Consider the following 12,777-nt stretch of genomic DNA (forward strand, 5'->3'; position numbering starts at 1 on the left):
ATCCTCAGCCGCAGTAGGTGTACGCCGGGGTGCTGTCCGAGCACCGGTCCAGGTCGTGGATGAAGGTCTCGGTGTCGGTGATCTCGGCGACCGTGGTTCCGGTGCCGGAGGCGATCACGTCATAGAGCGCACTGTCGGTCGAGGTCTGCGGGGTCTCCCAGGTGGCCATCTCCGGACTCCTCTGCTGTGATCCACTGCGTACGACTTATGGGATCAATTATCGACAGCGGCCCACCCGGTCGATAGTTTTCTCCTCACCGGCTGGGTGTGAGAATTTCACACCCAGCTCATGAACTGAGGTGTATGAATACGGCCGGACGCAAACCTACGATTGTGGGAATTGATGCCGCACCTCGCATCACAGTCGACAAGTATGTTTGCGAGGAATCATGCACCACGACCTGCAAATCAACAGGCTCCGTGCGCTGGTGACCGTGGTGGATCTCGGAGGCTTCCGGCGGGCAGCTGAGGCGCTGCACGTCACCCAGCCCGCCATCAGCCAACAGATCCGTCAGCTGAGCTCGCTCATCAAGGAGCCGGTATTCCTCTCCACCGGCCGCGATCTGCGGCTCAGCACCTCCGGAGAGGAACTGCTCGGGTACGCCCGCCGGCTGGTCGCGGTCAACGACGAGGTGGTCGAGCGGTTCATGCCGCCGACCGGCGACACCCGACTCTCCATCGGGGTCGACGACCAACTGGCCGAGGCCCTGCCGGAGATCCTCGCCTCGCTGTCGTACCGGATGCCGCACACCAGAATCAGCGTACGAACCGGTCTCAGTGAGACCCTGGAAGGGCAGGTCGTCAGCGGGCAGCTGGACCTGGCCCTGTTGCTGCAACCCTGCCCCCCGCGCGCCCCGGTGACCCACGAACTCGGCCATCTGAAGATGGACTGGTTCGGCAGGCCGGTGTACGGCGAGGGCGCCGCGCTGCCGGTCACCCTGTTCACCGAGCCGAGCACCCTGCGCAGCCGGGTGGTCGACCTGTTCAACGCCGCGGCGGTGCCCTGGCGGGTGGGGTACGAGGGCTCCGAGCTGGTCGGCCTGCGTGCCGCCACCAAAGCCGGCCTCGGCATCACCTGCCTGATCGACAACGGTGACCGGTTGTGGGGGCTGCCGCGTACCGGCCCCGACGACCTGCCCGCGCCGCCCGGACCGATTCCGGTCACCATGGCGGTCTCCGCCAACGCCGGAACCCCTCCCTTCGTCCGTACCGCCCGGCGGGTCCTCCAGAACGCCCTGGCCGGATATCCCTTCGCCGAGTAGCACCGCGACCAGGCCCGACCGGATTCGGTCGGGCCTGCGGCGTGCCCGGCCGTTTGTTCCAGTGGGCTGCGGCCCAGTGGACCGCCGGCACAGACCGGCCGCCGCAGACCCTGAGACCCGGGGTCACCTACGCCATCGCGCGGTGACCCCGGGCCGGGTACCCAGGGTTCAGCGGACCGCCTGCGGGGTCCGGGCGGTCAGCCAGTTCCGTACCGCGATCTTCAGAACCTGCCGCGCGGTACGCAACTGCGCGGCCGGAAGATGCTCGTGGGGGGTGTGATCCAGGGTGGCGTCGCCCGGTCCGTAGGCGACCATCGGAATGCCCTGCCAGGTGGTGGCGAGGGTGTTCATGTCGCTACTGCCCTTCTTGGCCAGGAATCGCGGCACCAGATCCTGCTCCCGGAAGGCTCGGGAGAACGCCTTCACCAGCGGGGTGCTGCGTGGGGTGAGGACCCCGGGGGTGGCCCGCAGGATCTGCGGTTGGGCATCCGGCGCGGTCTCCCGGATCAGGGCGACCAGATCCTGCACCGAGGCCGTGGGCGGCACCCGGATGTCTAACAGGGCCTCACCCTGCTGACGGTCCCCGGCGTTGCCCGCCCGCACCCCCAGCACGGCCAGCATGGCCTCCGGGGCCACCTCGGCAAGCCGATCCCGGATCGCCGCCAGGTGCTCGTGGAGTCGGTCGGCCGCGGTACTGACCCCCCGCCCGGCGGTGTGGCCGACCGGGTGGCTGACGGTGAGCCGGGCCTTGAGCAACCCGTAGTAGCCGACCGTCAGCGCAGCCGCCCCGCTCGGCTCGCCGACGATGACGGCATCGGCCGGGTAATGGTCGCGCACATGGAAGGCCCCCTTCGCGGTGATCTCCTCCTCGACGGCACCCACCACCCGGATCTCACAGTCCGGCGGCACCGCCGTCTCGGCCAGGACCTCCAGGAAGGCCGTCAGGCAGCCCTTGGCGTCGACACTGCCCCGGCCGTACAGGGTCTCGCCCTCCCAGCGGGCCGGCCAGCGGTACGGCACGGTGTCCAGGTGGGCGAGCATCAGCAACCGGTGCCGACCCCCCTCCCCCCGGGTGACCACCAGGTTGCCCAGGTCGTCGATGCGGGCGTACAGCCCTCGGGTGGTGCACCAGTCGACCAGGTACTCGGCCAGTTCCCGCTCGTCGCCGGAGACCGAGGAGATCTCCGTGGCGCGGGCCAGCAGCTCCAGGTCGGGGGCCGGGGCCGGGGCGCGCCAGAACCGGGTGCCGGTGGCCGGACTCAGGGTGTGCGGGCCGGTGATGGCCACGTCAGCCGGGCCGGCCAGGGCGATCTCCGCGGCCCGGACCTTCTGCCGCATCCGGCCCTTGGCGTACCTGCCGGTCTCGCCGGCGACCGCGTCGGTGATCCGGTCCGTCGGGTCCGCCGGGTCCCGGAGCAGGCCCGGGGTGCCGGTCACCAGCCGCAGATGGTCGGCGGCCAGGGCGTTGGCCAGCTCGGCGGCGAGCACATCGGCGTCCACATTCAGCGGTGCGTGGCCCGGATCGGCCACCGGGGCGCAGACACAGACCATGTCGAAGGCGTCCAGCAGGGCTTGCAGCCGGTCGGTGGCCACCTCGGCGACCCGGCCGGCCCGATGGTCGCGGACCACCCGGGTACGCCCCTCGGCGGTGACCTTGACCGGCGGGTTGGGCCGCCCGGTCACCAGCGCCCCGTCGGCGGCCACCGCGGTGAAGGCGGTCAGCCCACGGGCGGCGGCGGCCTCGGCGATCCGGCGCAGGGTCACCGAGCGGTACGCCTGCACGATGTACGGCAGTTCCTCCGGCGGGCAGTACCGCACCTCGTCCCCGTTGGCCAGGGTCAGGGTGCGGATCGGTCGACCGATCTCGGCGTAGTGCTGACGGATGCCCTCGGCCCCGCCCACCACCACGAGCAGTCGGGCCCCCCGGGCCCGCAGGTCGGCCAACTCGTCGAAGACCCGTTCGTGGGCCAGGGTCGCGCTACCGAGTTTGATCACGTAGAGGGGGTCCTGGCGGCTGTTGGCGGCGAATCCCAGTGCTGACATGCCCTTCTCCTTCAGAATCCACGGGTGTTGCCGCCGTCAGCCACCACGACGGAGCCGGTGATGTACGCGGCCTGTTCGCCGGCCAGGAAGCTGACCAGCGCGCCGAAGTCCGCGACATCGCCGACCCGACCGAGCGGGATCCGCTCGGCGACCTTGGCGATCTCGACCTCGACATCGACGCCGAACTGTTGATCGAGGATGGGGGTGCGGTGGAAGCCGGGTGCGATCACGTTGACGGTCACCCCGGCCGACCCCAGCGCCTCCACCAGGCCCTTCATGTAGCCGAGCAGCCCCAGGCGGGCGACCGAGGACAGGCCGCTCTCCGGGTGCGGTTGCCGCACCGACTCCGAGGTGATCATCAGCAGTCGCCCCCAGCCGTTGCGCCGCACGTGTGGCAGGGCGGCCAGGGTGACGCTGATGTGCGGAAGCAGATTGCCCTCCACGGCCTCCCGGAAGTCCGGGACCCGGAAGCTGTCCACCGGCCCGAACTGCACCCCGCCGGTGTTCGTCACCACGATGTCCAGCCGTCCGTACGCCTCGGCGGTGCGTTCGACCCAACCGGCGGCGGCGGTCTCGTCGGTGAGGTCCACCGGCATGCTGAACACCTGGCCGGGGCCGCAGGCGGCCACCTCCGCGTGTGCTCGGGCCAGTCTGGCCGGGTCCCGGCCGCAGATGGAGACGTGTGCCCCTTCTCCGGCCAGGGCCCGGGCCACGGCCAGGCCCAGCCCGCTGCTGGCTGCCGCCACCATCGCCACCCGTCCCTGGAGTCCCAGATCCATGAGCGTCATCCCTCGGTTCGAGGCACCAGTGGGTAGCCGTAGCGGGCGAGCAGCGGCAGGGCGGGCGCGGTGGCCACCGCTATCTGGGCCGGGGTCATCCCGGTCCGCCAGCGGTCGTCCCCCCGGATCACGGTGGCGCCGCTGACCAGCCGGTCCGGGTTACCGGTGACGGTGTGGTTGGGGTGCAGCACCACCCGACCGGCCGCATCCACCGGGGAGGGACCCGCCAATCCGGCGAAGCGCATCACCTCGTCGATGGTCTCCTGGGGCCGGGCGCAGAGGTCCTCGTGCCGCACCCGCAGGTACCGCTCCCCGGCCTGCCGTCCGACCAGTTCGGAGGCCAGGTTGAAGGCGGTCCAGAACCCGCTGCTGCGGGCCGGGCTCATCGGGTCGATGTACTCCTTGGCCTTCAGGAAGGAGAAGGCGGTGGGGCGGGGGTCGCGCACGATGTGCAGCACCCGGACATCGAGATCGGAGCGGCCCAGCAGGGTGGCCGCCTCGGCGGGGTACTTCGACCCGTCGATGATCAGCCGTTCACCGCCCCGGTCGGCCAGCAGCCGGTAGATGTCCGCGGTCTGCCCGACCACCTCGTCGACCTCCGGGTTGCGGACCCCCCGGCGTACCTCCCGCAGGCGGGCCGGGGTGTGCCGGGTCCGCAGCAGGGACCCCTGAAGCCGGAGGGTGCGGCGGGCGGAGTCGACCCGGACGGCGGTGTGGTGGCCGCCGCCCAGGGCGCTGGCCCACAGGTCGCAGTCGGTCAGGGTGCGCCCGCAGCCGCAGCTGGAGTTGGTGCCGTCGGTCAGCACCCCGTTACGCCACAGGTAGTGCAGTTCGCCGACGTGCAGCACCCCGGGCAGCTCGCCGAGCACATTGCCGAGCATGGTGCTGCCGCTGCGCAGCCAACCGGTCAGGTAGAGCACCCGTGGCTCAGCCATCGCCCAACTCCATGATCATCAGGTGCTGCGGCAGGCGGACCGCCAGGCCGACCCGGGTGGTGGCCACGATCAGGTCGCCCCCCTCCGGTCCCGCGCCGGGGCGTACCGCCAGGGAGCTGACCCCGGGCAGCAGCAGGGTGGTCGCGGCGCTGAAGTCGCCGAGCAGCAGGCGGGTGGGGGGAATCATCCGGGTCCGGGAGACCGTGATCCCGGCGGCGTTGAGCCGGCCCAGGGCGCCGTGGCGGACCAACTGCCAGTAGACGTCCGGGTGCGCCACGATGCCGTCGCAGGAGCCGCCGGTGTTCTCCACATCCGCGGCGGCTGCGGTCACCGCGGTCACCAGGTCGGGCTCGGCGGTACGGCGGCGGGTTCCGGGCTGCCGGAGCAGCCCCTGGATCACCCCGTCCTCCGTGCCGTTGAGCAGGGCGTCGTTCTCCCGGGCGGAGAGCCGGACCAGCACCCGCAGGTCCACGAAGGTGGCCAGCAGTTCGGGCTCGTCGAGCAGGCCGGCCGGCAGCGGCACGGCGACACTGAGGTCGGTCAGCCCGGCCCGGGTCAACCGGGGCGCGAAGGCCGCCTCCGGGGTGGTCGCGTAGGTGGACCCGGACTCCAGCCGACCGGCCGGCGGCTCGTACACGAACGGGGTCGGCTCGTCCGGCACGTTCGCGGTCTTCATCAGGTGCCGGACGGTGTACCGGGGGCGGGACGCGAACAGGGGGAACGCCGCCGGCAGGTGCAGGCTGTACCGCACCGTGATCTCGTCCCCGGGGGTGTCGCGGACCGCGGCCGCGAACACCTCTCCCGGGCTCCGGTCGGACTGACCCAAGCTGTCCAGGGTCGGGGCAAACGCAGTTCCGCGCATTTTCCCTCCATGTGTACTGGGCGTTTTGGCGAGCCTAATCACGTATGCAGATGCATCGGACCCGAACACGAGAAGCGTTCCTTATTGGCGAGGCCGATAAGCGTTCAGCGGATCGGTGAAACAGTGTCCTTATTGGAGGTCGATGTGAGTGGCGCTTAGATTGTTAACAGGAAATCAATCACATCGATCAAGGGAGGCGAGATGCAAAACGTCATAAGCGGCGCCGAGTGCCCCGAGTGCATGGCGGAGATCTACGTGGGCGACGACGCCCTGGTAAGCGAGATCATCGAGTGCACGGACTGCCGTTCCGACCTGGAGATCACCTCTGTCCGGCCACCGGTCCTGAGCACCGCACCGGAGGTCGAAGAGGACTGGGGCGAGTAGAGCGGAGACGCGGTCATGGACACCTCTCCCCCCGATCTCGTCGTACTCGCCTCGCGGGTGCGGTACGAGGAAAAAAGGATCATGGCCGCGCTGGATCGGCGCGGCAGCCGGTTCACCCACCTGGATTCCCGGTCGTTGTCCGTGACCGCGGCCACCGACCGGTACGCCGGCCGGGTAGTGCTCAACCGCGAGGTCGGGCACTACCGGGCCTGGTACGCGGCCGAAGCCCTGGAGGCGGCCGGTGCCCGGGTGGTGAACACGGCTGCTGCCACCCACCTGAGCGGTGACAAGTGGCTGACCTCGGCGGCACTGCTGCGGCACGGGTTGCCGACCCCCCGGACGGCCCTGGCGATGACCCCGGAGGCGGGTCTGAAGGCGTTGGCCGAGGTCGGCTACCCCGCAGTGATCAAACCCCTGGTCGGTTCCTGGGGCCGGCTGGTCACCCGGGTCACCGACGAGGCGATGGCCGGTGCCGTGCTGGAGCATGTGGCGGCCCTGCCGTCGCCGCAGTCCCACATCGTCTACGTACAGGAACTGGTGCCCAAGGCGGACCGGGACATCCGGGTCGCCGTGGTCGGCGGACGCGCTCTGGGCGCCACCTGGCGCCGAGGCGAGGACTGGCGCACCAACGTGGCCCGGGGGGCGGTCAGCGAACCCTGCCACCTCGGGCCGGAGCTGGTGCGGCTGGCGGTCGCGGCAGCCGCCGCGGTGGGCGCCGACATCGCCGGGGTGGACCTCATCGAGGACGGCGACGGCCGCCTGACGGTGCTCGAGGTCAACGACCGGGTCGAGTTTCGCGGGTTCGAATCCGCGCACGGCGACATCGATGTCGCCGGGGCCATCGCGGACCTGCTCATCACGAAGGCGGAGGCATGAAAAGGGTAGCGGTGATCGGAGCGGCCGGTTACATCGGCGGGGAACTGTTGCGCCTGCTGAGCGCCCATCCCGGGATCGAACTGGCGGCGGCCACCTCCCGGCGGCTCGGCGGCCGACTGGTCGACGGGGTGCATCCCAACCTGCGCGGGCGCACCAAGCTCTCGTTCGTCGGCGAGGACCAACTCGACCGGTACGACGTGTTGTTCCTGGCCACCCCGCACCGGGAGACCATGCAGCGGATGCCGGAGTTCCTGGACCGGGCCGAGGTGGTGATCGACCTGTCCGGTGACTTCCGGCTGGGCTGCACCGACACCTACGCCGACTACTACGGGGTGGCGCACACCGCCCCCGACCTGCTGGACACCTTCGTACCCGGCATCCCGGAGTACCACCGGGGACGGCTGCGTACCGCGGACCGGATCAGCGTGCCGGGCTGCATGGCCAACGCCGGCATCCTGGCCCTGGCCCCACTGGCCCGGGCCGGGTTGATCGAGGGAGAGGTGGCGATCGACGCCCGCACCGGGTCGAGCGGGGCCGGCAACACCGCCGGACCGGCGAACCTGCACGCCGAACGCAGCGGCGCCCTGCGGGTCTTCGCGCCCACCCGGCACCGCCACGAGGCGGAGATCTCCCAGGTCACCGGCCTGCCGGTCCGGATGACGGCCACCGGGGTGGAGGCCGTCCGGGGGGTACAGCTGCTGGCTCGGGTGAAGGTGACCAAGGAGGTGGACGAGCGGAAGATCCGCGCGGCCTACCGCACGGTCTACCGGGACGAACCCTTCGTCCGGGTGGTGGCGCATCGACGCGGCCTGCACCGGTTTCCGGACGCCAAGATCCTCTCCGGGTCGAACTTCTGCGACGTGGGCTTCGCGATCGACCCCGGCGCACCCCAGGTGACCGTGATCAGCGCCCTGGACAACCTGGTCAAGGGCGGTGCCGGCAACGCCGTGCAGTGCATGAACATCCGCCTGGGACTGCCGGAGCGGCAGGGCCTGGAGTTCACCGGCCTGCACCCCAACTGAGCAGCCCCACCCACATATCGGACGGAAGGACGGGCATGAGCATCGCTGTCGCATCGCCACCCAGCACCGATCTGACGCAGAGAACGACCCGGATCCGGGAGAGCATCGTCACCATGTGTGCCTGCCCGGACGGTGGGCACCTGGGCGGTTCGATGTCCCTGGTCGAGATCCTGGCCACCCTCTACCTGCGGGTCATGCGCGTGGACCCGGCCGACCCCCAGGCCCCGGATCGGGACATCCTGCTGCTCAGCAAGGGACACGGCGGCATCGGGCTGTACGCCACCCTGGCCGAGGCCGGCTACTTCCCGGCCGAGCGCCTGGCCGAGTACTCCGTGCCCGGCGGACACTTCATGGCCCATCCGCACCCGGGGGTGCCGGGGGTGGAGGCCCCCTCCGGCTCCCTGGGGCACGGGTTGGCGCTGGGCATCGGGTACGCCCTGGCCGCCCGGCTGGACGGCAGCGCCCGTCGCTGCTTCGTGGTGATGGGGGACGGTGAGACCCAGGAGGGGTCGGTCTGGGAGGCCGCCGGGGTGGCCTCCCATCATGGCCTGGACAACCTCACCGCGATCATCGACCGCAACCAGTTGCAGATCACCGGTGGCACCGAGCAGGTCAGCCGGCTGGGGCCGATGGCGCAGCGCTGGCGGGCCTTCGGGTGGACCGTCCACGAGGTGGACGGGCACGACGTCGAGGCGCTGACGGCCGCCCTGGAGGCCCCCGCCGAGCAGGGTCGCCCCACCCTGGTCATCGCGCACACCGTGAAGGGCAAGGGCCTGCCCTACCTCGAGGGGGACCTGCGCAGTCACTACGTGGCCCTCAAGGAACGGCAGTACCACAAGGCGATGGCCGTGCTGCGCCGGAGCCGGTCGTGACCGCCCCCGCCGTCGCCCCGCCCGCCTCCCGGGAGACCTACCGGGACACCCTGGTCGAGCTGATGGCCCTGGATGATCGGGTGGTCTGCCTGGACAGCGACACCGGCCTGTTCAAGGGGGTGGACTTCGGCCCGACCGCCAACCGGTACCTGAACGTGGGCATCGCCGAACACACCCTGATGGGCGCCGCGGCCGGACTGGCCCGGGCCGGGCGGATGCCGTGGGTGAACACCATGGCGGCCTTCGCCTCGGCCCGGGCCCTGGACGCGGTCAAGGTGGACATCGCCCTGACCAACGCCCCGGTACGCATCGCGGCCACCCACTGCGGGGTGTCCGCCGGGCACCTCGGCCCCACCCACCACGCCCTTGAGGACCTGGCGGTGATGCGGGCCCTGCCGAACATGACCGTGGTGGTGCCGGCCGACGCCACCCAGACCCGGGAGCTGGTCCGGCAGGCGGCCGGGGTGCCGGGGCCGGTCTACCTGCGGCTGGGGCGCAACGCGACCCCGGCCCTGCCCGCCGGGCCTCCGCCCCGACTCGGCACGGTCCAGCAGGTCCGGGCCGGCACGGATGTGACCATCGCGGCCTGTGGGCCGTACCCGCTGCTGGCCGCCCTGGAGGCCGCCGACCTGCTGCACCGGGACGGCATCCGGGCCGCGGTGTTGAACGTGCACACCCTCAAGCCCCTGGACGTCCCGACCATCCTGGCCGCGGCGAGCATCACCGGCCTGGTGGTGACCGTGGAGGAACACTGGGCGGCCGGTGGTCTGGGCAGCGCGGTCACCGAGGCCCTGGCCGAGACCCTGCCGGTGCCCGTGCACCGGATCGCCATGCCGGACTCCTTCATCGACGTCTCCGGGGGCCAGCGTTTCCTGCTCGATTACGCCGGGGTCACCTCCGCCGCCGTCGCCGCCAAGGTCCGCGCGGCCCTGCGCCGGCCGGTTCACCCCATCGGAGGTACGCGATGATGCCGCCCGGCCAGACCCTGCCGCAGCTGCTGCACCACTGGGCGGCCCACCGGCCGGACCGGACCGCCCTGATCTGCTACCGGGGCGACACCGCCGAGGCCCTCACCTACGCCGACCTGGCCGACCGGGTCGACCGGCTGGCCACCAACCTGGTCCGCCTGGGGGTACGCCGGGGCGAGGTGGTCACCCTGCAACTGCCGAACTCCTGGCAACTGGTGGCGATGATCCTGGCCTGTGCCCGGATCGGGGCGGTGGCCGGACCGGTGGTGCCGATCATGCGCCAGCGCGAGGTCGAGTTCATGACCCGGTTGACCCAGAGCCCGGTGTACGTGGCCGCGGCCGAGTTCCGCGGATTCTCGTACGCGGACATGAGCGCCGCCGTGGCGGCGGCCGTGCCCACCCTCCGTCACCGGGTGCTGCTGCACGACGGGCACCACTGCGCCGCCGGCGAGGCGGGGACCCTGGACTTCGACATCGACCTGCTCCGCCCGGCGCCCCCGATCGACCTGGCCGCCCTGGCGCCGGACCCGGACGACCCGGCCCAGGTCATCTTCACCTCCGGCACCACCGGTGAGCCCAAGGGCGTGGTGCACAGCCATCGCACCATGGACGCGATGAACCGGGCCCAGGCCCAGGTGCTGCACCTGACCGGCGACGAGGTCACCGCGATGGGGTCACCCACCACCCACCAGGCCGGCTACACCTGGAACCTGGTGATGCCGCTGCTGCTGGGGGGAACGGCCGTGCAGGTGGACGCCTGGAACCCGGCCGCAATGCTGCGGATCATGCAGGAGCACGGGGTCACCTTCTTCATGGGGGCGCCGACCTTCCTGTCCGATCTGATCGAGGAACAGCGGGCCCGCCCGCGCGACCTCTCCGCGCTGCGCACCTTCGCCACCGGCAGCGCCCCGATCGCCCCGAAGCTGGTCGAGGACGCCCGGGAGGTGCTGGGCTGCCGCCTGTACGCCCTGTGGGGCATGTCGGAGAACGGCTGCGTGACGATCACCCGGCCGGAGGAACCCCCACTGCGGGCAGCGGAGAGTGACGGCACCCCGGTGCCCGGGATGCAGGTGCGGATCGTCGACCGGGAGACCGGCCGGCCGGTCCCGTCGGGCACCTCCGGGTTGCTCCAGGTGCGGGGCGCCAGCCAGTGCCTGGGCTACTTCCGTCGATCGGAGACCTATGCCGCCTCGGTCACCCCGGACGGCTGGTTCGACACCGGGGACCTGGCGCGTGACGACGGGTACGGCGGCATCCGGATCACCGGTCGGGTCAAGGACATCATCATGCGCGGGGCGGAGAACATCCCCGTGGTGGAGGTGGAGGCGGCCCTGCTGCGCCACGAGGCGATCCGCGATGTGGCCGTGGTCGGCTATCCGGACGACCGCCTGGGCGAGCGGGCCTGCGCGGTGCTGGTCACCGGCGGTCCGCCGGTGACCCTGGACGAGGTCCGGACCCATCTGGCCGGCCTGGGGATGGCCAAGCAGTTCTGGCCCGAACGGGTCGAGCTGCTGCCGGCCCTTCCCCGCACCCCGTCCGGCAAGATCCAGAAGTTCGTGCTGCGCGAACGCGTCAGGGGGTAACGATGGATTTCCACCTCTCTACCGATCAGGACCTTTTCGTTAAGGAGATCCGCGCGTTCGCCAGCGAGCGGGTGGCACCCTTCCGGGTGCAGAGCGACCGGGCCGGGCGGTACCGCGAGGGCCTGCTCACCGAGATCGCCGCCACCGGCCTGTTCGGACTGCGCATACCCACCGGTTACGGCGGTCGTGGCCTGGATACGGCCTATGTCGGCCTGGCCCTGGAGGAACTGGCCGCCGCCGACCTGTCGGTGTGCTTCCCGGTGCTGAACGCCGCCCTGGTCGGCGGGGTGCTGGCCGCCAACGCCACCGAGGAACAGTTGGCCCGCTGGTTGCCGCCGATCGCCCGGGGCGAGTCCGTGGTGGCCCTGGCCCTGACCGAGCCGGAGCACGGCACGGACGCCGCCAACATCGGGATGCGGGCCCGCCCGGAGGGCGAGGGCTGGGTGGTCAGCGGCGAGAAGACCTCGATCATGGCGGCGGTGTACGCCACCCACGCCCTGCTGTTCGTCCGCACCGGGGGTGCGGGGCCGCGCGGGATCAGCGCCTTCTATCTGTCCCTGGACACCCCGGGGGTACGGGTCGAGGGGCAGTCCGATCTGGGCTGCCGCTCCGGAGGGCGGGGGCGCATCCTGCTGGAGGAGGTCCGGCTCTCCCCCGCCGACCTGGTCGGCGCCGAAGGGATGGGGTTCGTCCAGGTGATGCGCGGGTTCGGGGTGTCCCGGGCGTACATCGCCCTGATGTCCATCGCGGTCGGTCGGGCCGCCCTGGACGCCGCCTTCGCCCATGCCGGGGGACGGGAGGCCTTCGGGCAGCCCCTGAGCCGCTTCCAGGCGGTGACCTTCCCGCTGGTGGAACACCTGACGATGATGCACGCCGCGCGGCTGGTCGCCTTCGAGGCGCTGACCGCGGCGGACACCGGTGGTGACCCTCGGCTGCCGGCCAACATGGCCAAGTGGTGGGCCCCCAAGGCCGCCATGGAGGCGGTGCACCAGTCCCTGCTGACCTTGGGGCACCTGGGCTGGTCGGAGGACGGGCCGATGGCCCAGCGCCTGCGCGATGTCGTGGGCCTGCAACTGGCCGACGGAACGGCCGCCGCCACGAAGCTCGTCGTGGCCCGGCACCTGCTCGGCCGGGAACGCGCACCGTGACCCGAGAAGGGAACTTCGACGGATAGGAAGGGCAGGGGTGGGA

13 protein-coding genes are annotated in these 12,777 nt (G+C 71.4%); 8 read left to right on the forward strand and 5 right to left on the reverse strand.

Features of this window, described 5'->3' with window-relative positions; translation table 11 throughout:
* Positions 1 to 4: 4 nt before the first annotated feature.
* On the reverse strand, positions 5 to 169 hold the full coding sequence (locus ACGFIK_RS21150; protein ID WP_327022906.1) for a hypothetical protein: 165 nt from the start codon (positions 167 to 169) through the stop codon (positions 5 to 7).
* A 220-nt stretch (positions 170 to 389) separates the two neighbouring features.
* Between ACGFIK_RS21150 and ACGFIK_RS21155 the strand changes: the two genes are divergently transcribed.
* Complete coding sequence (locus tag ACGFIK_RS21155) at positions 390 to 1,262, forward strand: LysR substrate-binding domain-containing protein (protein ID WP_327022907.1); 873 nt, start codon at positions 390 to 392, stop codon at positions 1,260 to 1,262.
* Positions 1,263 to 1,430: 168 nt separating this feature from the next.
* On the opposite strand, the gene ACGFIK_RS21160 is transcribed toward ACGFIK_RS21155, so the two are convergent.
* From ACGFIK_RS21160 to ACGFIK_RS21175, 4 genes are read right to left on the reverse strand one after another with little or no spacing between them, the layout of a single operon-like run.
* Positions 1,431 to 3,305, reverse strand: a complete 1,875-nt coding sequence (locus tag ACGFIK_RS21160; protein ID WP_327022908.1) for a M20/M25/M40 family metallo-hydrolase — start codon at positions 3,303 to 3,305, stop codon at positions 1,431 to 1,433.
* Positions 3,306 to 3,316: 11 nt separating this feature from the next.
* Positions 3,317 to 4,084 (reverse strand): SDR family NAD(P)-dependent oxidoreductase, encoded by a 768-nt coding sequence (locus ACGFIK_RS21165; RefSeq protein ID WP_393340785.1) that lies wholly within the window; start codon positions 4,082 to 4,084, stop codon positions 3,317 to 3,319.
* A gap of 5 nt (positions 4,085 to 4,089) precedes the next feature.
* Positions 4,090 to 5,019, reverse strand: coding sequence for a sulfotransferase (locus tag ACGFIK_RS21170; protein WP_327022910.1), 930 nt, complete (start codon positions 5,017 to 5,019; stop codon positions 4,090 to 4,092).
* A complete protein-coding gene (locus tag ACGFIK_RS21175) occupies positions 5,012 to 5,845 on the reverse strand; it encodes a family 3 encapsulin nanocompartment shell protein (protein ID WP_327022911.1) in 834 nt (277 codons plus the stop codon). The genes ACGFIK_RS21170 and ACGFIK_RS21175 overlap by 8 nt, the downstream gene beginning before the upstream one ends.
* A 237-nt stretch (positions 5,846 to 6,082) precedes the next feature.
* On the opposite strand from ACGFIK_RS21175, the gene lysW reads away from it, so the two are divergent.
* The 7 genes from lysW to ACGFIK_RS21210 are packed head-to-tail and all read left to right on the forward strand — an operon-like array spanning position 6,083 to position 12,734.
* A complete protein-coding gene (lysW, locus tag ACGFIK_RS21180) occupies positions 6,083 to 6,265 on the forward strand; it encodes a lysine biosynthesis protein LysW (protein WP_327022912.1) in 183 nt (60 codons plus the stop codon).
* A gap of 15 nt (positions 6,266 to 6,280) precedes the next feature.
* On the forward strand, positions 6,281 to 7,141 hold the full coding sequence (locus tag ACGFIK_RS21185) for a RimK family alpha-L-glutamate ligase (RefSeq protein ID WP_327022913.1): 861 nt from the start codon (positions 6,281 to 6,283) through the stop codon (positions 7,139 to 7,141).
* Positions 7,138 to 8,163 carry an N-acetyl-gamma-glutamyl-phosphate reductase gene (gene argC / locus ACGFIK_RS21190; RefSeq protein WP_327022914.1) on the forward strand — a complete coding sequence of 342 codons (1,026 nt, stop codon included), beginning with the start codon at positions 7,138 to 7,140 and terminating at the stop codon, positions 8,161 to 8,163. Before ACGFIK_RS21185 ends, argC begins: the two co-directional genes overlap by 4 nt.
* Before the next feature lie 35 nt (positions 8,164 to 8,198).
* Positions 8,199 to 9,035, forward strand: a complete 837-nt coding sequence (locus tag ACGFIK_RS21195; RefSeq protein ID WP_327022915.1) for a transketolase — start codon at positions 8,199 to 8,201, stop codon at positions 9,033 to 9,035.
* On the forward strand, positions 9,032 to 10,003 hold the full coding sequence (locus tag ACGFIK_RS21200) for a transketolase C-terminal domain-containing protein (RefSeq protein WP_327022916.1): 972 nt from the start codon (positions 9,032 to 9,034) through the stop codon (positions 10,001 to 10,003). The genes ACGFIK_RS21195 and ACGFIK_RS21200 overlap by 4 nt, the downstream gene beginning before the upstream one ends.
* The gene (locus tag ACGFIK_RS21205; protein WP_327022917.1) at positions 10,000 to 11,586 is read left to right on the forward strand and encodes an AMP-binding protein; all 1,587 of its coding nucleotides are present in this window, start codon (positions 10,000 to 10,002) and stop codon (positions 11,584 to 11,586) included. The genes ACGFIK_RS21200 and ACGFIK_RS21205 overlap by 4 nt, the downstream gene beginning before the upstream one ends.
* Before the next feature lie 2 nt (positions 11,587 to 11,588).
* Positions 11,589 to 12,734, forward strand: coding sequence for an acyl-CoA dehydrogenase family protein (locus ACGFIK_RS21210; protein WP_393340792.1), 1,146 nt, complete (start codon positions 11,589 to 11,591; stop codon positions 12,732 to 12,734).
* Positions 12,735 to 12,777: the final 43 nt, after the last annotated feature.

It is taken from the genome of Micromonospora sp. NPDC048871, from assembly GCF_043198155.1.
Classification (GTDB): domain Bacteria; phylum Actinomycetota; class Actinomycetes; order Mycobacteriales; family Micromonosporaceae; genus Micromonospora.